This window comes from Dysgonomonas sp. UBA7630 (assembly GCF_002483985.1).
GTDB lineage: Bacteria > Bacteroidota > Bacteroidia > Bacteroidales > Dysgonomonadaceae > Dysgonomonas.
In genome coordinates this window covers 171,662-191,779 of the sequence record NZ_DLIY01000004.1, presented here as the reverse complement: position 1 = coordinate 191,779, position 20,118 = coordinate 171,662, and the positions used below count along the sequence as shown (strand labels likewise).

Here is a 20,118-nt window from a genome sequence, read left to right as displayed (position 1 = left end):
CAGACCGGATGTCTTCAAAAACGTATGCTCCTTTTGCAAAGCCACTCTATGTGATGCTCAAGCCAATAGGAGCTGTTTGTAATCTAGGGTGCACTTACTGTTATTATCTGGAGAAAAAGGAGCTGTATCCCGACAAAGGTAGTAAGGCAATAATGAGTGACGATCTTCTGGAACGGTTTGTCTCTCAATACATCGAGGCACAAACCATGCAGCCCATACTGTTTACATGGCATGGAGGCGAACCTTTGATGCGTGACATCTCGTTTTATAAGAAAGCACTGGCGTTGCAGCGTAAATATGCTAAAGGGAAACAGATTTCGAATACCCTGCAAACCAACGGCACGCTGTTGAACGATGAGTGGTGTGAATTTTTTAGAGAAAACAACTTCCTGATCGGTATCTCCATTGATGGGGCTAAGCCCTTCCATGACAAGTACAGAACAACAAAAGATATGCGTCCGACATTCGATCATGTTGTTCGGGGTATCAATCTTTTAAAGAAGCATGGGGTAGAATACAATATAATGGGAGTTGTAAATGACTTTAATATGAACTACCCGCTAGAGTTTTATCAGTTTTTTAAAGATATCGATTCTCATTACATCCAATTCTCTCCGGTTGTGGAAAGAGATAGCAATGGGAACGTAACTCAATGGAGTGTTACACCCGAAAAATGGGGCGATTTTCTCATTGCTATATTCAACGAGTGGGTAAGGAAAGATGTCGGAATCTATTTTGTTCAATACTTCGATTCTGCACTCGCCAATTGGGTTGGGGTAGACCCCGGAATTTGTATCTTTGCAAAGAATTGCGGACATGCCGGAGTTATGGAATTTAATGGTGATGTGTATTCTTGCGATCACTTTGTATATCCTCAATATAAGTTGGGTAATATAAACGACAAGACATTGATAGAGATGATGTATTCGACGCAACAAAGCGAATTTGGTTTAGCAAAGTCGGCTTCCTTGTCATCTCAGTGTAAACAGTGTAAGTATTTGTTTGCTTGTCGTGGCGAATGCCCTAAAAACCGAATATCAAAAACTCAGTCGGGCGAAGAAATAAATTATCTATGTAACGGCTATTACAAGTTCTTCGAACATATAGCCCCCTATATGGACTTCATGAAAAAAGAGTTGGAAGCACAACGTCCTCCCGGTAATATTATGAAAGTCTTAAAATAATTATTGCAATAAGATTTTTATGTACACTTTTGTTCCTTTGTAGTTGGAGTAAGAAAGAATATGCGAAAAATAATCCACATAGATATGGATGCTTTCTATGCATCTATCGAGCAGCGTGACTATCCCGAATACAGGGGTAAGCCTCTTGCTGTGGGTTATGCGGGACCTCGGGGAGTAGTGGCGGCAGCCAGTTACGAGGCTCGCCGCTACGGTGTGCGTTCGGCTATGGCATCCAAAACGGCTTTGCGCAAATGCCCGCATCTGATATTTGTTCCTGCCCGCTTCGATGTCTACAAGTCTGTTTCGAGACAAATAATGGAGATATTCCACGAATATACCGATTTGGTAGAACCCCTCTCGCTGGACGAAGCGTTCCTCGATGTTACCGAGAATAATATGAATATCGCTTCAGCCACTCAGATAGCACAGGAGATAAAGCAAAAAATACGAGACGCTACAAACCTAACGGCTTCGGCAGGAGTTTCGTTCAATAAGTTTTTAGCCAAGATTGCTTCCGATCAGAATAAACCAAACGGGCTGTTTGTTGTAAAGCCAAAGGTTGCAGAGCTGTTTGTTGAGTCGCTGGCCATCGAGCGATTCTTTGGGGTAGGGAAGGTCACCGCCAAAGTAATGCATCAAATGGGTATCAAGACGGGATGGGACTTGAAGCAACGTTCCGAGAATGAGCTTGTTTCTGTTTTTGGTAAAGCAGGACATGTTTATTATCAGAATGCACGAGCCATCGATTATCGCCCTGTGGAGTCGCAACGTATCAGAAAGTCTATCAGTTCCGAAACAACCTTCGACAGGGATATCGATTCGCTCGACGAATTGGCTGTGGAGTTGGATGCCGTGGCGCGCGATACGTTCGATTACTTACAGAAGAAGAAGTTTAAGGGAAGAACCGTAACCCTGAAAATCAAATATGCAGACTTTAAGATAATAACACGAAGCCGTACATTCGCCGAAGCTGTGGAAGATTACGAATCGTTCTACAAGGCAGGATTTGAGTTGCTTAAGCTCGTCGATCTATCTCCTAAGGTTCGCCTTATCGGGTTGGGGGTAAAGAATAGCGATGATGAAATGGGTTGGTACGATGCTGTTCAGTTGCGCATCAATTTTGAAGAAGATGAGACTAAAGGTTAGGCTAAATGTATATTCTTCTCAAAATCCTTTCAGATATTCAGATAAGTACTTACTTTTGCAGCAATGAAACCAAAGAAGAAAGGGGCACATAGTAACCGCACGAAGCATTTGCTTTTCTCGCTCAACGAAGAAGAGTATGCCCTTATATCTTCGTACATCAAGAAATACAAGATAGCCAACCGTTCGCGATGGTGCAGGGAAACAATCATTACCCATGTGCTTAAAAGCCTTGAGCAGGATTATCCTACGCTCTTTGGCGAAAACGAAATGCGCCGATGACAACCAATATACTCAACGACGAGTACTATATGCGTCAGGCTCTTAACGAAGCCCGTCAGGCATTCGACAAGGGTGAAGTGCCTATAGGGGCAATAGTCGTTTGCAAGGGGCGTATCATTGCACGTGGACACAATCTCACCGAAACGCTTAACGATGTCACAGCTCATGCAGAGATGCAGGCGATTACGGCAGCCGCTAATGTGCTTGGTGGTAAATATCTTACCGATTGTATTCTGTATGTTACCATAGAGCCATGCCCGATGTGTGCCGGAGGGTTACTCTGGTCTCAAATCTCTAAAATTGTATATGGGGCAAAAGATGAAAAAAAAGGCTACTCTGTATTTTCCCCATCCATATTACACCCCAAAACTGAAGTTGTTTCCGGTGTCATGGAAGACGAATGTGCTTCTTTGATGAAAGAATTTTTCAAACAGAAAAGGTAGCTAACTTTCTGTATTATAGATAATAATTGATTGTTTAACATTAATTTGTATTTTTCTCATGCAACATGAGGGACGAAATATTGTCTATTATATTGTAAGGCAAAAGTATTTTAAACTATACATTAAAAAATTAAAGAGTTATGAAGAAAACTGTAAAACTATTTTTAGCATCAATTCTCGGCTTTGTTTTAACAGCAGGATTTTCTTCTTGTTCGGACGATGATGGTTACTCACTCGATAAATACTGGGTGTCGATGGTAACCGTAAACAAAGTGGGAGAAAACACGTATGATTTTACGCTCGACAATGGAAAAAAACTGTGGATTGCAGCTCCTGTTGGGTTAAATCTGAAACCAAAATATAACAGAGCTATTATAAACTACACGATTTTATCCGACCAATATCAGGGCTATGATCATGCTATCAGACTTAACGGCTATAGTGATGTCCTGACTAAGGGAGTAATATACATCCCGTCTGACGATCAGGCAAAGCAAGACAGTATCGGACACAATCCTATTAAGGTTCATTCTGCATGGGCAAGCGGGGGCTATCTGAATATCTACTTCGGATATAATAGTGGAGGAACTACAGCACACATGCTGAACCTTGTATCTGCACAGCCCGATTTGTCAGTATCAGGTGATGTGGTGAAACTGGAATTCAGACATAACAAGAGAGAAGATCCGGAACATTATCCTGTGAATGGCTATGTATCTTTCAACCTAGAGCCATATCTGATAGAAGGGCGAGATAAAGTAACATTTGAAATAACATGGGTGGACTTTGGCGGGCAAACAAAGACAGATACGATTGAATACAAGTATGGTGCGGTTGAGGCTCAACCTAAAGACATACCAAGCGACGATAGCAAAACAACTAACCTGAATATTTATTAATATTCTTTTTGATTTCCTTTCGAAAAAGAGAGCTCGTGAGAGTTCTCTTTTTCTTTTTTTTCTGCTATAAAGTCTTTGAGGTACTGATTTTTATGAACACTTTCTTTTTTTTCTGAGGTTATACCACTGTTTATTCTTTAAAAAGATGTATTTTTGTTCAGATCAGATTTTTTTAAATGGATAACATTAAACTAAAAGACCAAGTTAAGAACGAATTCACAGATTATCTGAATTTAAACAAGCATCGTAAAACTCCCGAAAGATACGCAATACTGGATCACATCTATTCTACTAAAGGGCATTTCGATATGGACTCCCTTTACAATTCTATGAAGCAGTCGTGTTTTAGGGTTAGCCGAGCCACATTGTACAATACGATAGAGCTATTGCTGGATTGCAATCTGGTAGTCAAGCATCAGTTTGGAGCAAATGTGTCTCAGTACGAACGTGCTTTTGGTAATGAGAACCATGACCATCTGATCTGTCTTAGTTGCGGCGAGGTGAAAGAGCACAAAAATGGCAACCTGTTCACTCCTGCGCAACAGAAAAAACTACAACGCTTCAAGGTTAGCTATTACAGCATGTATATTTATGGTATATGCAACAAATGTATGCGGGCTAAGAAGACAGAAGAAAAAAAGAATAAAGTAACAGAAAGTAAGAATACTCGTATTAATAAGAAAAAATGAAAGTAGATGTATTGCTCGGCCTGCAATGGGGCGACGAAGGTAAAGGAAAGATAGTAGATGTTCTAACGCCTGATTATGAAATCGTAGCCCGTTTTCAAGGTGGTCCAAATGCAGGGCATACACTTGAGTTTGAAGGCAAAAAGTATGTTCTCCGTTCAGTGCCATCCGGTATATTTCAGGGTAATAAACTGAATGTTATCGGCAACGGTGTTGTGCTCGATCCTGCTTTATTCAAAGGAGAAATAGAAGCATTGGAAAAATCGGGACATGATCTCAAATCGAGACTATATATCTCAAAGAAGGCTCACCTTATGCTTCCTACACACCGTTTGCTCGACGCATGCTACGAAGCATCGAAGGGAGACTCTAAGATAGGAACCACAGGTAAGGGTATTGGACCTACATATACCGACAAGGTTAGCCGCAACGGCTTGCGTGTGGGGGATATTCTTCACAACTTTGAAGAAAAATACAATGCTGCCAAAGCAAAGCATCTGAGAATTCTCAATCAATATAATTACGATACAAATGCGCTGGCTGATATCGAGAAAGAGTGGTTTGAAGGAGTGAAGAAACTCAAAGAATTTACTTTTATTGACAGCGAGCATTTTATAAATAATGCGACCAAGTCGGGCAAAAAAATATTGGCAGAAGGTGCACAAGGTACAATGCTGGATATCGATTTCGGGTCGTATCCGTTTGTTACTTCTTCCAATACAATTACAGCCGGAGCTTCTACAGGTCTGGGTGTTGCCCCTCGAAACATCGGTGAGGTGTATGGAATTTTCAAGGCATATTGTACACGTGTGGGTAGTGGGCCGTTTCCTACCGAGCTGCATGATGCTACGGGAGATAAGTTGCGTGAATTCGGATTTGAGTTTGGCTCGGTAACAGGTCGTCCGCGTCGTTGTGGATGGATCGATCTGGTTGCTTTGCGCTATGCTATAATGATAGACGGTGTGAGCCAGTTGATAATGATGAAGAGCGACGTGCTCGATACGTTCGAAACGATAAAAGCCTGTGTGGCTTATGAAGTAAACGGAGAGAGAGTAACCGAATTTCCTTTCGAGATAGATGATAGTATCAAACCTATATATCAGGAAATGAAAGGCTGGAAAACCGATATGACAAAAATGCAGAAGGAAGACCAGTTCCCGAAAGAATTCAGCGATTATGTTGCATTCCTCGAGAAAGAATTGGGTGTGCCTATTCGTATTGTTTCGCTCGGGCCGGACAGAGCGCAGACCATTATTCGTAAATAATTTCTGATAAGAAATATATCGACCTCTTTGTCATGCTGAATGAGAGTAAGGCGTCTTGAAGATAGAAAAAGACGGTTTTGTTTCATTCTGCATGACATTAGGTTTTTAATAGAGACGACTGAAACGAAAAATAAGTCAAATTTAATTAAGAAATGTGATTGTCATTCAAATACATTATATGACAAAAACTCAGGTGGCACATTTTTTGTTTAGTTATTAACAAGTAAATTAGTAGAAAAAATCATTTTAAAAAAGAAATAGACTATGCCTATAGGTTGGATATTATTTGGACTAATAGCAATAGCCAGTTTTGCAGTTCAGCAGATGCTGAAAAGCAAGTTTAACAAATACTCTAAAGTTCCGTTGAGTAGCGGAATGACAGGTCGTGATGTAGCCGAGAAGATGCTTCATGACAATGGAATTTATGATGTGAAAGTTGTATCTACAAGCGGTATGCTTTCGGATCACTACAACCCTGCCAATAAGACAGTCAACCTGAGCGAAGGTGTATATGCCAGCAACAGTGTGGCTGCTGCTGCCGTAGCTGCTCACGAATGTGGTCATGCAGTGCAGCATGCTCACGAGTACGGACCGTTGAAGATGCGTTCGGCACTTGTACCTGTTGTAAGCTTTTCATCAAGCATTGTGATGTGGGTTATCCTTGCCGGAATATTTACGATTAATATATTTCCTGCCTTGATATGGATTGGTATTGCTCTTTTTGCAATGACAACGATATTCAGTTTTGTGACACTCCCTGTAGAGGTGAATGCCAGCAGCCGTGCTCTNNATACTGCCGGAGTAACAAATGTAAACAATCATGATATGGCTAAAGATGCTCTCAAATGGGCAGCTTATACGTATGTAATAGCAGCCATCGGCTCATTGGCTACGCTTATATATTACATCATGATAGCCATGAGTGGCAGACGTAGCTAATCGTTTATACGATAGAAAGATATTCGAAAGAGTGGTCATTGGCGACTGCTCTTTTTTCACATAAACCGAAAGGTTAATAGCTTGTACTCTTTACCTATGCATCTTTTGCATCTGTATATACATATACACACAATAAACGTATAAATGAAAACGATGTTTTTTATTATAGTATTCACAGTATACCTCTTAGCTAATTTTTATGTATTCAGGCACTTTTGGATTGCGATGCCTCCGAGTAATGTGGGGCGTATAGCACTTTTGTCGTTTGCGGTTATAGCGGTTACTTCATTCTTCATATCCTTTTTGGTGGGAGACTCCTTACCGGTAGGGCTTACTTCGTTGCTATACAAAGTGGGCACAGCGTGGTTTTTCATCCTTCTTTATTTCCTTATGATAATTGCTGCCAAGGATTTGCTGGGGCTAAGTAATAAGCTGCTGCACTTTATGCCGAGCGATTCCATTACCCGTTATACGAGAGACAACTGGGTTGGTCTGGGGCTGATGGTAGGCTTCGTTGCGCTGCTGATGACCTGCGGCTATCTTAAATATCAGTGGAAAGTAAGAGTCGATCTTCCTGTTCAGATATATAAGACCTTTGGCGATACCATTTCGCCTCGCTCGCTACGCATGGTAGCTGTCAGTGATCTGCATTTGGGGTATGGTATCGGAGAAAAGGAGTTTGAGAAATGGGTAGACCTGATAAATGCCGAAAATCCCGACATTGTACTCATAGCGGGAGATATTATTGATAATAGTGTGCGTCCGCTCAAAAAAGGACGTTTTGCAGAAGTCTTTCATAAGATAAAAGCACCGATGGGCATTTATGCCTGCCCCGGAAACCATGAGTATATAAGCGGAGCAAAAGAGAGCTTCGATTTTATTACAAAAGCAGGAGTGCATCTCTTACGTGATTCTGTAGCCGAGGTAGATAGTTGTTTCTACGTGGTTGGGAGAGACGATAAGTCTAACCCTAACCGCAAATCGTTGAAGGAGCTTGTCGCCGGACTCGATCATACCAAGCCGATCATAATGCTCGATCATCAGCCTTATCACCTCGAGGAGGCGGAAGCCAACGGTATCGATATACAGATTTCGGGACATACCCACCAAGGGCAGGTGTGGCCTATATCGATGGTTACCAGAAAGATATATGAGAGAGATCATGGTTTTGTGAAAAAAGGAAATGCAAATATATACGTAAGTTCGGGTATTGGTCTTTGGGGCGGAAAATTCCGTATAGGTACACAATCCGAGTATGTTGTAATAGATGTGAATAAAAAGAAATGAGAGTTTTTTTCAATGCCATAATGATTCAGATATTCTTCAGTGCATACATCTACTGGAGAGGATGGCAGGCATTGCCCGATAAGAAGTATATTAAGATTCCCTACACTGCCATATATGTTGCAGAGCTGATAATATACTTTATCGGATTCTTTACCTCAAAACACTTATCGTTCGATGCGCTTCATACATTCGCCTGGACGGGTACAACGTGGATGTTGTTTACTATCTATATGACGTCTCTGCTCTTATTGTATGATTTAGTGAAATATATAAATAAAAAGAAAAAAATATTTTCGCTCGATTTTGCAGCAAAAAAGCCCCGACTTGTTTATTTTTGTACAGCATTGCTTTTGGTAGTGGCTGTGATGTGGAATGGGAACTACCGATTCTGGCATCCTGTGATAACGGAGAAGAACCTCACGATAGAGAAGCATTCGCCCAATGTGAAAAACTTGCGCATAGTGGTGGCTACAGATATACATGCGGGATATCTGATCGACAAGAAAATTATTTCCATGTATGTGGACAAGATAATGGAGCAGAAACCCGACCTGATATTGTTGGTGGGTGATATTGTCGATTATGATGCCAAATCGCTATACGAGCAGCAAATGGAAACAGAGTTTCATCGGCTCAAAGCTCCTTATGGGGTGTATGCGTCTACAGGAAATCATGAGTATATAGAGCTGGGCGAGCCTAAGGACGAAAAAATCTTGTGGTTGAGCCAAAAGGCCGGAATAAATGTTTTGCGTGATACTACTGTTATGATCGCAGATTCTTTTTATCTTGTAGGCAGGGAAGATGATCTGTGCAAAACCCGGAAACAATTGCCCGAAATAATGCAGGGAGTAGACAGGCAATATCCTGTAATTGTGATGAATCACGAGCCGCATCGCTTACAAGAAGAGGTTGAATCCGGTGCAGATATCGCTCTGTATGGTCATACGCACAACGGTCAGTTTTTCCCAAACAATATGATTATGGCTGTTTCGTCCATGATATACAATTCGAGGATATTGCCGGAAAGCGTTTCNNTATAAGAAAAAAGGAGATACACATGTATATGTGTCCTCCGGACTCGGATTGGCGGGGCCTCAATACAGGATTGGCACAGTGTCGGAGATTGTAGTTCTCAATGTCAACTTTAGTAAATGATATATTAGCCATGCTAAGATCGCTATACATAAAAAATTATGCTTTGATAGACAGTCTCGAAATTGACTTCGAGCCTGGCTTTTCTGTTATTACCGGAGAAACAGGAGCCGGAAAATCTATTATTCTGGGAGCACTGTCTCTTATCCTTGGGCAGCGTGCCGATATGAAGGCTATCAAGCAGGGGGAGAGTAAATGTGTTATCGAAGGATCGTTCGATGTTTCGGCATACGATCTTAAAGCTTTTTGCGAAGAGAAAGGCATAGAGTACGATCCCGATAGTTATATCCTCCGCAGGGAAATACTCTCTACAGGAAAATCAAGAGCGTTCATCAACGATTCGCCTGTCTCACTCACTGATCTGAAAGAATTGGGTGGTCAGTTGATCGATATACACTCGCAGCATCAGAACTTGTTGCTATCCGACACCCGCTTCCAAATGCAGGTGGTAGATGCCTTGGCAGGCAATAAAGACTTGCTGAGCAAATACCAACAAGCCTTTCATCAATACAAGCAATCGGAAAAGGCATTGGCAGAACTTCGTGAAGCCGTGAGGAAAAGTAAAGAGGAAGAAGACTATCTTCGTTTTCAGATCGAATCTCTCACAGAGGCAGCTCTTCAGGAAGGGGAGCAGGAAGAATTGGAAAACGAACTGGAGACACTTACTCACGCCGAAGATATAAAGTCGGCAATATTCAAGATACACTCTTTGTTGTCTGACGACGATAAGGGAATCGTGCTGGGTCTCAAAGAAGGACTCAATACGTCTCAACAGTTGGCAAAGGTATATGTCCGTTCGGAAGAAATATCCGAGCGTCTGCAAATAGCGTATATCGATCTTAAAGACCTTGCCTCCGAAATGGATAAGCTCGCAAACGATGTGGAATTCAACCCCGAGCGTTTGGCTTTTATCGAATCACGGCTCGATCTGATCTACACCTTGCAGAAGAAATATCATGTAAATGCTGTGTCCGAGTTGTTGGCTTTGTATGAAGAATTCAAACAAAAGATAGAAAATATAGAATCATCCGATCAGCAAGTGGAAGCTCTTGAAAAAGAAGTCCACGAAAAGTCGGAAAAAGTATTCGCTCTAGCTAAGCAGTTGACCGATAGTCGTACGTCGATAACCGATAGTTTCGAGAAAGATCTCACCGATCGGGTTGCTTATCTGGGTATGCCTAATATTCGTTTTAGGAGTGAAATTATAACAGAGAAACATCCCAATATATATGGGTCAGACAGTGTACTGTTTCAGTTCTCTGCAAACAAAAATGTACCTCTACAGCCTGTTGCGGAGATAGCTTCGGGAGGTGAAATTTCCCGTCTGATGCTTTGTCTCAAATCTATGATTGCAGGTGCAACCGCATTGCCTACTATTATATTCGATGAAATAGATACAGGTGTTTCGGGCGAAATAGCAGACAAAATGGGAGAGGTGATGCGTGAGTTTGGCAAGAATATGCAAGTGCTAGCAATAACACACTTGCCACAGATCGCCGCCAAAGGGAAAGCACATTACAAGGTTTACAAATCGGATGACGAACATACCACAACTACAAACTTGGTGCGCTTGTCCGACGAAGAACGTTTAACGGAAATAGCCCGTATGCTGAGCGGTTCTACGGTAACAGAGGCGGCTATACAAAATGCGAAAGTAATGTTGGGCAAAAAAGTCTAGACAACATGAACGAAATTTTATTCCTTAACTTAAAACGAGAAAACGAACGCTATGCACCTGAACTGAAAGAAGCAACTGCTCATATTATAGATTCAGGTTGGTATATACGAGGAGCGGTGAATAAATCCTTTCAGTCTCAATTTGCTTCTTATTGCGGTGTCTCTTACTGTGTGGGTGTGGGCAACGGTCTTGATGCCCTGCGTCTCATTCTGATGGGATATATGGTGATGGGGCGTATAAAGGAGGGTGATGAGGTAATTCTTCCAGCCAATACATTTATAGCTACTGCCTTAGCTGTTTCGCAATGCGGGCTTGTTCCTGTTTTGGCAGATTGCGACCTTGTGACATACAATATCGATCCTGCTTCAGCAGAAGAAAAAATAACAAATAAAACCCGGGCTATAATTGCCGTTCATCTATATGGGCAAGTTGCGGATATGGATAAGTTGAAGCAATTATCACTCAAATATAATCTTCTGCTTATCGAAGACGCTGCACAAGCACATGGTGCCGTTTATGAAGGCAAAAAAGCGGGCAGTATTGGCGATGCAGCAGCATTTAGCTTTTATCCTGTAAAAAATCTTGGTTCGTTGGGTGATGCAGGAGCAGTAACAACGGACGATCCACAATTGGCAGAGGTGGTGAATAGTTTATCGAATTACGGTTCTGATGAAAAGTATATACATAGCTACAAAGGACTAAACTCTCGCCTTGATGAAGTGCAAGCCGCCATTCTTTCTGTCAAATTAAAGTACTTGGATGCGGATAATTCACGCCGTCGGGAGATTGCAAAATTCTACTTGGATAACATAAAAAATGACAGGTTCATTTTGCCCGAAATAAGAGATTGGGATAGCCATGTGTTTCATTTGTTTGTGTTGCGTTGCAAAGATCGTGAAGAACTCCAACAGTACTTATCGCAAAACTCCATCCAGACTCAAATACATTACCCTTATGCTATACACAAACAGCCGGCTTATGCTGAACTAAATCATTTGCATTTTCCTGTTTCTGAACTGCTGCAAGATGAGGTATTAAGTCTTCCGCTTTATCCGTCTTTGCGAGAAGATGAATTGATAAAGATAGTTGGAACTTTAAATAGTTTTTAATTCTTTGATTATTAGTTTTTTTTATCTTCTGTGTGTGGTATTCGCTTATCTTTTGTTTTAAAGAAAATTGTAAACGCAAATAGAGAAATTCGAAGTGAATTTTTTATTTCGGAAGAAATGCGGTACAATGTTTTTATAAATGCTCTTCAGGTAAAGAACTTCAAGACTGTTTTTTTTGTCTTAAAAAGATAAAAAAAACGATGATTTACAGTCTATAAAAACCTTTTAGAACTATATTTTGTTGTATATTTGTAGTTCAAAGTAAGTAGTGATATTGAAAGAGAGATTTTTTAAGAAAAGACTAATTAAAAACACATAAGTACTTATAACATAAAATGAGACTAACTCCCTTAACTGCCATTTCGCCAATAGATGGTCGTTATCGCAATAAGACAGAGAAACTAGCCGATTATTTTTCAGAGTATGCCCTTGTAAAGTATCGCGTGCGAGTAGAAGTAGAATACTTTATAGCTCTATGCGAATTGCCGCTACCTCAATTGAAAAATATAGATAAAGAAGTTTTTCCTAAACTGCAGTCTATCGTTGATAATTTTTCGGAAGAAGATGCTTCACGTGTAAAAGAGACTGAAAAAGTAACAAATCATGATGTAAAAGCTGTCGAATATTTTATAAAAGAGAAATTCGATGAGCTTGGGCTTGAACAATACAAAGAGTTTATTCACTTTGGACTTACCTCACAGGATATAAATAATACATCTGTACCATTATCTTTGAAAGATGCTTTGACAGACGTGTATTATCCTTTGCTCGACGAGTTGATCGTGAAGCTCACATCTCAGGCTGAGGCTTGGGCTGACGTAGCTATGCTGGCTAAAACGCACGGACAACCGGCATCACCAACACGCTTGGGTAAGGAGATTATGGTTTTTGCCAGCCGCCTTCAGGCTCAGTTGCAATTGCTCCGATCGGTGCCTTTGTCGGCTAAATTTGGAGGAGCTACAGGAAACTATAACGCACACACGGTAGCCTATCCCGAATATGACTGGAAAGCTTTTGGAAACAAGTTTGTATCCGAAAAGTTGGGCTTGGTGAGAGAAGAGTGGACAACACAGATATCCAATTATGACAACTTGGCAGCGGTGTTTGATGCTTTGAAACGCATCGATACGATAATGATAGACCTCAACAGAGATTTTTGGCAATATATTTCGATGGAATATTTTAAGCAAAAGATCAAAGAGGGCGAAATAGGATCATCGGCAATGCCGCACAAAGTAAACCCTATCGATTTTGAAAATGCAGAAGGTAACCTGGGTATAGCAAATGCAATATTGGAGCACTTGGCGGGTAAACTGCCTGTTTCGCGCTTGCAAAGAGACTTGACAGACTCTACTGTATTGCGTAATATCGGTATACCGATGGGGCATATCGTGATTGCTATTCAAAGCACATTGAAAGGGTTGGATAAATTATTATTGAATAAAGAAGCATTATATAGAGATCTGGACAATTGCTGGGCAGTTGTAGCAGAAGGAATTCAAACGATTCTTCGTCGTGAAGGATATCCGAAACCTTATGAAGCACTGAAGGCTCTTACTCGTACGAACAATGCAATTACAGCAGAATCAATTGCAGAATTCATCGATGAGCTGAATGTCAGTGATGCTGTGAAAGATGAACTGAGAAAAATTACACCTCATACTTACACTGGTGTATAAATTTTTACGTTGTATAATAACCGTGAGGTTGTTTTGAAAAAAATGAATGTAATATAATTAAACAAGAAAAAAATCAAATGGTGACAGAAAATGGAAATGATAGAGACGGCCGGGATGGTTACTCTTCATCAGAAAACAAATCAAATGGAAATGATCCTGTAAAGAAGAAGCGAGCTCGTGTAGGCGATCTACGCAAACAATCTTACGATAGCCCTGACCGTGGAAAAGAACGAAATCCGTATAAGGCTGGTGGCGACAGACAAGGCTCTTCTTACGATAGAGGAAACGAAGAACGTCGATCATATAGCGGTGGCGGTTATTCCGATAATAGAGACAGAGACGGCGGTGGTTATTCAGGTAGTCGTGGCGGTAACTACGATTCTGGTAATCGCGGAGGTAATTACAATAGCGGTAACCGTAGCGGTGGTAACTATAGCAGCGGTGGCAACCGTGGCGGTAACTATGACTCGGGCAATCGTGGCGGTAATTACAATAGCGGTAACCGTAGCGGTGGCAACTACAGTAGTGGTGGCGGTAGCTATGGTGGTGGTAATCGCACCGGAGGCAGCAGCTATGGTGGCGGTAATCGTACCGGAGGCAGCAGTTATGGCGGCGGCAATCGTACCGGAGGTGGTAGCTATGGCGGTGGCAATCGTGGCGGTGGCGGTAGCTATGGCGGCGGTAATCGCAGCGGCGGTAGCAGTTATGGTGGTGCTAACCGTGGTGGCAGTGGCTATAATAAAGCAGCCGAAGGAGTTAAAAGACTTGTTAAGCCTGTAAAGTACAAAGAAAATATAGATCCAAGTACACCTTTACGTTTGAACAAATATCTGGCTAATGCCGGAGTATGTTCTCGTCGCGAAGCTGATGCGTTTATCACATCGGGTGTAGTGAAGGTAAACGGTGAGGTAGTAGATCAATTGGGAGCAAAAGTTACACGTGGAGACTTGGTTACATTCCACGATCAACCGGTACGCTTGGAAAGTAAAGTATACGTATTGCTCAACAAACCGAAAAATTGTGTGACAACATCAGATGATCCGCAAAACCGTCTTACTGTGATGGACTTGGTGAAAAATGCCTGCCCGGAACGTATCTATCCGGTTGGTCGTCTCGATAGAAACACAACAGGTGTTTTATTGTTGACAAACGACGGAGACCTTGCGTCTAAACTGATGCATCCTAAGTTTAAGAAAAAGAAAATCTATCAGGTTACTCTCGACCGTGACGTAGCTATCGAAGATATGCAGGCTATAGCCGACGGAGTAGAGCTGGACGATGGAGAGATACATGCCGACTCAATTGCATATCAGGCAGAAGATGTACTGAATGTAGTGGGTATTGAAATACACTCGGGACGTAACCGAATTGTTCGTCGCATATTCGAAAAGTTAGGTTATCAGGTAGTGAAACTCGACCGTGTATACTTTGCCGGATTGACAAAGAAAAACATACCGAGAAGCAAATGGCGTTATCTGACCGAAAAAGAAGTGAACATGCTTCGTATGGGAGCCTTTGAATAAAATAATTATATTAAATGAAGACTTGGCATAACCTGAAAAAGGCATTATGCCAAGTTTGTTCAAAATAGACAAATTGAAGATTTAATACACATTACAAAGATGGAAAGTATTCGTAGAACAAAAATTGTAGATCTGCTCCGAAAAGAGAAAGAATTTGGGGCTACAGTCGCCGTAAAAGGATGGGTAAGAACTATTCGTGGTAATAAATATGTGAATTTTATTCACCTGAACGATGGCTCTACAATTCATAATCTTCAGATCGTAGCCGATGTGGAAAAATTTGGAGAGACGTTCTTCAAACCTGTAAGTACCGGAGCATGTATCCATGTTATCGGAAAGTTGGTAGAATCGCAGGGTAAGGGACAAACAATGGAAATTCAGGCAGATTCTGTAGAGATTTACGGAACAGCAGACCCTGAAACTTATCCGTTGCAAAAGAAAGGGCACTCACTCGAGTTTTTGAGAGAGATTGCTTATCTGCGCCCTCGTACAAATACTTTCGGTGCAATATTCCGTATACGTCACCATATGGCTTATGCCATCCATAAATATTTCAACGATAATGGATTTTTCTATTTCCATACACCTATTGTAACTGCTTCGGATGCAGAAGGTGCAGGATCTATGTTTCAGGTAACTACACTCGACTTTAATAATGTTCCACGCAACGATAAAGGACAGGTAGACTATGCTGAAGATTTCTTCGGACGCCAGACCAACCTTACCGTATCGGGACAGCTCGAAGGTGAACTTGGAGCAATGGCTCTTGGTGCTATTTATACATTTGGCCCGACATTCCGTGCCGAGAATTCAAATACTCCTCGACATCTTGCCGAATTTTGGATGATAGAGCCCGAAGTAGCGTTCTATGATATCCACGACAATATGGACTTGGCGGAAGACTTCCTAAAATATCTGATACGTTATGCGTTGGAAAATTGTAAGGATGATCTTGAATTCCTGAGCGAGCATTTTGATAAAGAATTGATAGACCGTCTGAACTTTGTTACAGCTAACGACTTTGTACGCCTTACGTATACCGAAGGGGTAGAGATACTGGAGAAGAGCGGACACAAGTTCGAATTCCCTGTTTATTGGGGAGCCGACTTGCAATCGGAACACGAACGTTATTTGGTAGAAAAGCACTTCAAACGTCCTGTTATCCTGACCGACTATCCAAAGGAGATCAAGTCTTTCTATATGAAACAGAACGAAGATGGCAAAACTGTTCGTGGCATGGATGTCCTTTTCCCTAAGATTGGAGAAATCATCGGAGGTTCGGAGCGTGAAGCTGATTATGATAAACTTATTACCCGTACCAAGGAACTGGGAATGAATACAGACCCTATCTGGTGGTACCTCGAAACACGTAAATTCGGAACAGCACCTCATGCCGGTTTCGGATTAGGATTTGAACGTCTTATCCTCTTTATTACAGGTATGGCGAATATCCGTGATGTGATTCCTTTCCCTCGTACACCAAACAATGCCGAGTTTTAAATCAGGCAATCAAGTATATAAAAGAGCAGCAAAATATTTTGCTGCTCTTTTTATTTAAGTTACACTAATTATTATTGACTACTTAATATAAGTAGGGATTAATATCAAAGTAAAAGAACAAAAAATAAAATATTCAAGCAAAAAAAGCAGAAAATCATTCGACTTTCTGCTTTTTGTTTATGTTTACTTTTTCCTATTCTTTTATCTCTTCAAACTTTACATATTCGCCTTCGTTCTTCGAAAAGACTTTGCGTTGATCGTTTTTTGATGCGTGATTGTATTGCTCGTTATTATTCGATGAATAAGTATTATTGGTCCTTTGTCCCGAAAAAGGAGAAGACGATGGTCTTCCGAATATAAAAGACGCTACTCCCCTGATCAGAGAAAAGACAAACATTATCCCTAAAATAGCGATGGAAAATATCAGAAAGAATATAAGTGTCATTTGTTTTTAGTTTTATAAATTATAACCAAAGCAAATATAATATTTGCATTACTAAAGATAACACGTATATAAGCCTTTAGATGTAATAGTTTTATTTATTTAACAAGACTTTAGCATTGTAAACAATATCAGATGAAAGCCCAGCCTTCGTGATGAAAAACTGTATGCTGCATAAGTATACTGCACCCGATAATGATGAGGATAATGCCTCCTATGATATTTATTCTAAGATTGTACCGTTGCCCGACTTTGCTTCCCGATATCACACCAAACGAAGCTACAAGCATTGTAACCACACCGATTACTATAGCCGGAAGGAATATGTTTATATTGATCAGCGACATGGATAGCCCTACGGCTGTGGCATCGATACTGGTTGCAACGCCCAGACTAAACATGGTTTTGAAATTAAGCGGATTGAATGGCTTGCTTTCTCCTTCGTTTTTGATGCTCGAGTATATTACCCTTGTGCCTAAGAAAAAGAGAATGATAAATGCCAGCCAATGATCGTACTCGTCGATATATTCAGCAAATGTGGAGCCTATAAACCATCCGAACACAGTGAGGCTCATTTGCATAAATGCGAGCATACCCGCTATCTTCAGGATGTTGATCGTATCGTGATTTTTTATTATAGCCCCACTGGTAAGTGCTATAACGAGGCTGTCCATCGACAGGCCTATTGCTAGTATAATAATTTGGATTATATCCATTTGGTAATCTCGTTCAGTTCCTTACGGGTTTTGTTTGGGCAAATGCTTTTTTGTTCGTCAACATATCCGAGGGGGAATATGGCTATGGCTTCCAGATGAGCCGGTATATCGAGAGCCTTACACAGAATGTGAGGGTCGAAGTTACAAACCCAACACGTTCCCAAGCCGATTTCGGCCGCTGCGAGGCATATATGCTCGGCAGCAATGGCTGCGTCTACATCACCAAAGTCTTTATTGTCAGTGTTTTTTCTTTTCCACGATTGCTCAGAATCCTTGCAAACGATTATATGCATAGGTGCCGATTTGAACCACTCTCTGTTGTACGATTCTTGTATTTTTTCTATTGCATCCTTGTTGGTAACAACATAGAATACCCAAGGCTGGTAGTTACAAGCTGACGGTGCCAGGCGTGCACAATCAAGAATGTAATTCACTTTTTCCGCTTCTACAGGTTGAGGCATGTAAGCCCTAACCGAATAGCGGTTTTCAATAAGATTTTTTAGTCGCATTAGCTTTATGTAGTAGTCTTAACTGATGCCTTTTGTTCTTAATGGAATGAAAAGGATACAGCTATAGGCTGATATTCAGACTTACTTATAATTCTTCTTCTACTTTATAATTGTTCCTTTCGCTCGAACTGCGTGAGATAATCTCTCCCAGAAATCCCGCAAGAAAAAGCTGTGTTCCCAGTATCATCATTGTCAGGGCAATGAAAAAATACGGTGAACTAGTCACCAACGGGTGTGCTATCCCTTTGCTCATAGCATACAATTTGCTGCAACCTAAAATAACAGCAGCTATGAATCCGATAAAGAACATGACAGTACCCCACAGTCCAAAAAAGTGCATTGGTTTTCGTCCAAATACCGATAAAAACCAAAGAGTTAGCAAATCGAGATAACCGTTTACAAAACGGCTGAATCCGGCAAATTTGCTTTTACCATATTTACGGGCTTGATGGTGTACTTCTTTTTCTGTAATTTTTGTAAACCCTGCTATTTTTGCAAGGTATGGTATATAACGGTGCATATCGTTATATATCTCTATGCTTTTCACCACATCTTTGCGATAGGCCTTCAGCCCACAGTTGAAGTCGTGGAGCTTCACTCCCGAAACTTTTCTGGCTGTAGCATTAAATAGCTTTGTAGGCAATGTTTTCGACAGTGGATCGTAACGTTTCTTTTTCCATCCCGAAACAAGATCATACTTGTCTTCCTTTATCATCTTGTAGAGTTCCGGTATTTCGTCGGGACTGTCTTGCAAGTCCGCATCCATCGTGATCACAACATCGCCGGTTGTACGTCCGAAAGCGCAATGCAAGGCAGGAGATTTGCCATAGTTGCGTCTGAATCGGATTGCTTTTACATTTTCGTCCGATTTTTTCAAATCAGATATTATTTCCCACGAACGGTCTTTACTGCCATCGTCAACAAAAATGATCTCGTACGAGAAGCCGTTCTCATTCATAACCCTTTTTATCCACGCATGGAGTTCGCTTAGCGATTCTTCTTCATTATATAAAGGTATAACAACAGATATATCCATAGATGCCTTAGTTATTCTTTTTTATTTTGACTACAAAATTGAGAACAAAGCTAAGGAAAAATCCTAAGAATATGTTCTTTATAAATTCCATTACGATATATGTCAGTTTGTTGGAAAATATTACTCTCATAATGTCTTTTGCCCGTTCGTAGTCGGCCTCAGGTACTTTTATTATAGGGGCAACTTCTATGCTTTTCATCACCGGCTCTATCATGCGGCTAAAGAATGCCGGGTCGATAAACTGATAGTGAGCAAACATGATTACACCTTCGAGAAAAGAGGCGTAAAAGCACATCAATACGGTAAAGGCGATGCAATGCCATGCGCTTTGCGGATTGTCGGGGTCGGAAGTCTTAAACCTGTAATAGAAAATATACACTACCAACAATGTGACAATGTTGAGTAGATAAAATATGAATGCAAACCTGTCTGATACACCTATGCCTGCTACAATTAGAAATATGTATCTGATAACCCAGAACAATCCGAGCAACAGACCATAAAACATAGCATATCTGTTGATTATAGAGAAGCTTTCGCCTAAACGTTGATTTTTTGCCATAAGTGATACAAATGTAAGAAAATTATCAGATTCTATAAAGCAGCCCCATAAACAATTACCAAGAAATAAGTAAGAGGGTAGTGG

The 20,118-nt window shown here is 41.0% G+C and carries 20 protein-coding genes; 15 read left to right on the top strand and 5 right to left on the bottom strand.

All coding sequences use genetic code 11. The features are described from left to right. Positions 1-8: 8 nt before the first annotated feature. The 15 genes from B3P17_RS02485 to asnS all read left to right on the top strand — a co-directional run bounded on the left by B3P17_RS02485 (position 9) and on the right by asnS (position 16,769). Positions 9-1,184: an anaerobic sulfatase-maturation protein gene (locus B3P17_RS02485; RefSeq protein ID WP_252638542.1), complete on the top strand. Its 1,176-nt coding sequence runs from the start codon at positions 9-11 to the stop codon at positions 1,182-1,184. A gap of 60 nt (positions 1,185-1,244) precedes the next feature. Continuing rightward, on the top strand, positions 1,245-2,330 hold the full coding sequence (gene dinB, locus B3P17_RS02480; RefSeq protein ID WP_252638543.1) for a DNA polymerase IV: 1,086 nt from the start codon (positions 1,245-1,247) through the stop codon (positions 2,328-2,330). A 63-nt stretch (positions 2,331-2,393) separates the two neighbouring features. Continuing rightward, entirely contained in the window at positions 2,394-2,609 is a 216-nt protein-coding gene (locus B3P17_RS02475; protein ID WP_018074919.1) for a hypothetical protein, read from the top strand. Next, positions 2,606-3,052, top strand: a complete 447-nt coding sequence (locus B3P17_RS02470; RefSeq protein ID WP_252638544.1) for a nucleoside deaminase — start codon at positions 2,606-2,608, stop codon at positions 3,050-3,052. The genes B3P17_RS02475 and B3P17_RS02470 overlap by 4 nt, the downstream gene beginning before the upstream one ends. A 140-nt stretch (positions 3,053-3,192) precedes the next feature. Further along, the gene (locus B3P17_RS02465; protein WP_252638545.1) at positions 3,193-3,951 is read left to right on the top strand and encodes a NigD-like protein; all 759 of its coding nucleotides are present in this window, start codon (positions 3,193-3,195) and stop codon (positions 3,949-3,951) included. A gap of 176 nt (positions 3,952-4,127) precedes the next feature. Next, on the top strand, positions 4,128-4,640 hold the full coding sequence (locus B3P17_RS02460) for a Fur family transcriptional regulator (protein ID WP_252638546.1): 513 nt from the start codon (positions 4,128-4,130) through the stop codon (positions 4,638-4,640). Continuing rightward, the gene (locus tag B3P17_RS02455; protein WP_291103103.1) at positions 4,637-5,902 is read left to right on the top strand and encodes an adenylosuccinate synthase; all 1,266 of its coding nucleotides are present in this window, start codon (positions 4,637-4,639) and stop codon (positions 5,900-5,902) included. The genes B3P17_RS02460 and B3P17_RS02455 overlap by 4 nt, the downstream gene beginning before the upstream one ends. 264 nt (positions 5,903-6,166) lie before the next feature. Continuing rightward, positions 6,167-6,841, top strand: a complete 675-nt coding sequence (locus tag B3P17_RS02450; RefSeq protein WP_291103100.1) for a zinc metallopeptidase — start codon at positions 6,167-6,169, stop codon at positions 6,839-6,841. A gap of 153 nt (positions 6,842-6,994) precedes the next feature. Beyond that, positions 6,995-8,128: a metallophosphoesterase gene (locus tag B3P17_RS02445; protein ID WP_291103097.1), complete on the top strand. Its 1,134-nt coding sequence runs from the start codon at positions 6,995-6,997 to the stop codon at positions 8,126-8,128. Continuing rightward, positions 8,125-9,168, top strand: a complete 1,044-nt coding sequence (locus B3P17_RS02440; RefSeq protein ID WP_291103094.1) for a metallophosphoesterase — start codon at positions 8,125-8,127, stop codon at positions 9,166-9,168. The genes B3P17_RS02445 and B3P17_RS02440 overlap by 4 nt, the downstream gene beginning before the upstream one ends. A gap of 125 nt (positions 9,169-9,293) precedes the next feature. Continuing rightward, positions 9,294-10,958 (top strand): DNA repair protein RecN, encoded by a 1,665-nt coding sequence (gene recN, locus B3P17_RS02435; RefSeq protein ID WP_291103129.1) that lies wholly within the window; start codon positions 9,294-9,296, stop codon positions 10,956-10,958. Positions 10,959-10,963: 5 nt separating this feature from the next. Further along, positions 10,964-12,067 (top strand): DegT/DnrJ/EryC1/StrS family aminotransferase, encoded by a 1,104-nt coding sequence (locus tag B3P17_RS02430; RefSeq protein ID WP_252638549.1) that lies wholly within the window; start codon positions 10,964-10,966, stop codon positions 12,065-12,067. 335 nt (positions 12,068-12,402) lie between these two features. Continuing rightward, complete coding sequence (gene purB / locus B3P17_RS02425; RefSeq protein WP_135104762.1) at positions 12,403-13,746, top strand: adenylosuccinate lyase; 1,344 nt, start codon at positions 12,403-12,405, stop codon at positions 13,744-13,746. A 77-nt stretch (positions 13,747-13,823) separates the two neighbouring features. Next, the gene (locus B3P17_RS02420; RefSeq protein WP_135104763.1) at positions 13,824-15,269 is read left to right on the top strand and encodes a pseudouridine synthase; all 1,446 of its coding nucleotides are present in this window, start codon (positions 13,824-13,826) and stop codon (positions 15,267-15,269) included. A 99-nt stretch (positions 15,270-15,368) separates the two neighbouring features. After that, positions 15,369-16,769 carry an asparagine--tRNA ligase gene (asnS, locus tag B3P17_RS02415; protein ID WP_252638550.1) on the top strand — a complete coding sequence of 467 codons (1,401 nt, stop codon included), beginning with the start codon at positions 15,369-15,371 and terminating at the stop codon, positions 16,767-16,769. Positions 16,770-16,962: 193 nt separating this feature from the next. Here asnS and B3P17_RS02410 read toward each other — a convergent pair whose 3' ends face one another. The 5 genes from B3P17_RS02410 to B3P17_RS02390 all read right to left on the bottom strand — a co-directional run bounded on the left by B3P17_RS02410 (position 16,963) and on the right by B3P17_RS02390 (position 20,034). After that, on the bottom strand, positions 16,963-17,214 hold the full coding sequence (locus B3P17_RS02410; protein ID WP_252638551.1) for a DUF4834 family protein: 252 nt from the start codon (positions 17,212-17,214) through the stop codon (positions 16,963-16,965). A 128-nt stretch (positions 17,215-17,342) separates the two neighbouring features. Beyond that, a complete protein-coding gene (locus B3P17_RS02405; RefSeq protein WP_252638552.1) occupies positions 17,343-17,927 on the bottom strand; it encodes a manganese efflux pump MntP family protein in 585 nt (194 codons plus the stop codon). Beyond that, positions 17,918-18,436, bottom strand: a complete 519-nt coding sequence (locus B3P17_RS02400) for a nitroreductase family protein (protein WP_252638553.1) — start codon at positions 18,434-18,436, stop codon at positions 17,918-17,920. Before B3P17_RS02400 ends, B3P17_RS02405 begins: the two co-directional genes overlap by 10 nt. Before the next feature lie 85 nt (positions 18,437-18,521). Beyond that, positions 18,522-19,472: a glycosyltransferase family 2 protein gene (locus B3P17_RS02395; protein ID WP_252638554.1), complete on the bottom strand. Its 951-nt coding sequence runs from the start codon at positions 19,470-19,472 to the stop codon at positions 18,522-18,524. Positions 19,473-19,479: 7 nt separating this feature from the next. Continuing rightward, positions 19,480-20,034, bottom strand: a complete 555-nt coding sequence (locus B3P17_RS02390; protein ID WP_135104769.1) for a DUF4199 domain-containing protein — start codon at positions 20,032-20,034, stop codon at positions 19,480-19,482. Positions 20,035-20,118 lie beyond the last annotated feature (84 nt).

What these genes read in the sequence shown, in the direction of transcription:
- B3P17_RS02430 (WP_252638549.1), top strand. Translation starts at nt 10,964, where the DNA reads ATGAACGAAATTTTATTCCTTAACTTAAAACGAGAAAACGAACGCTAT.
- B3P17_RS02420 (WP_135104763.1), top strand. Translation starts at nt 13,824, where the DNA reads ATGGTGACAGAAAATGGAAATGATAGAGACGGCCGGGATGGTTACTCT.
- B3P17_RS02470 (WP_252638544.1), top strand. Translation starts at nt 2,606, where the DNA reads ATGACAACCAATATACTCAACGACGAGTACTATATGCGTCAGGCTCTT.
- B3P17_RS02445 (WP_291103097.1), top strand. Translation starts at nt 6,995, where the DNA reads ATGTTTTTTATTATAGTATTCACAGTATACCTCTTAGCTAATTTTTAT.
- B3P17_RS02390 (WP_135104769.1), bottom strand. Translation starts at nt 20,034, where the DNA reads ATGGCAAAAAATCAACGTTTAGGCGAAAGCTTCTCTATAATCAACAGA.
- B3P17_RS02400 (WP_252638553.1), bottom strand. Translation starts at nt 18,436, where the DNA reads ATGCGACTAAAAAATCTTATTGAAAACCGCTATTCGGTTAGGGCTTAC.
- B3P17_RS02405 (WP_252638552.1), bottom strand. Translation starts at nt 17,927, where the DNA reads ATGGATATAATCCAAATTATTATACTAGCAATAGGCCTGTCGATGGAC.
- B3P17_RS02460 (WP_252638546.1), top strand. Translation starts at nt 4,128, where the DNA reads ATGGATAACATTAAACTAAAAGACCAAGTTAAGAACGAATTCACAGAT.
- dinB (WP_252638543.1), top strand. Translation starts at nt 1,245, where the DNA reads ATGCGAAAAATAATCCACATAGATATGGATGCTTTCTATGCATCTATC.
- B3P17_RS02465 (WP_252638545.1), top strand. Translation starts at nt 3,193, where the DNA reads ATGAAGAAAACTGTAAAACTATTTTTAGCATCAATTCTCGGCTTTGTT.
- B3P17_RS02485 (WP_252638542.1), top strand. Translation starts at nt 9, where the DNA reads ATGTCTTCAAAAACGTATGCTCCTTTTGCAAAGCCACTCTATGTGATG.
- B3P17_RS02475 (WP_018074919.1), top strand. Translation starts at nt 2,394, where the DNA reads ATGAAACCAAAGAAGAAAGGGGCACATAGTAACCGCACGAAGCATTTG.
- purB (WP_135104762.1), top strand. Translation starts at nt 12,403, where the DNA reads ATGAGACTAACTCCCTTAACTGCCATTTCGCCAATAGATGGTCGTTAT.
- asnS (WP_252638550.1), top strand. Translation starts at nt 15,369, where the DNA reads ATGGAAAGTATTCGTAGAACAAAAATTGTAGATCTGCTCCGAAAAGAG.
- recN (WP_291103129.1), top strand. Translation starts at nt 9,294, where the DNA reads ATGCTAAGATCGCTATACATAAAAAATTATGCTTTGATAGACAGTCTC.
- B3P17_RS02455 (WP_291103103.1), top strand. Translation starts at nt 4,637, where the DNA reads ATGAAAGTAGATGTATTGCTCGGCCTGCAATGGGGCGACGAAGGTAAA.
- B3P17_RS02410 (WP_252638551.1), bottom strand. Translation starts at nt 17,214, where the DNA reads ATGACACTTATATTCTTTCTGATATTTTCCATCGCTATTTTAGGGATA.
- B3P17_RS02395 (WP_252638554.1), bottom strand. Translation starts at nt 19,472, where the DNA reads ATGGATATATCTGTTGTTATACCTTTATATAATGAAGAAGAATCGCTA.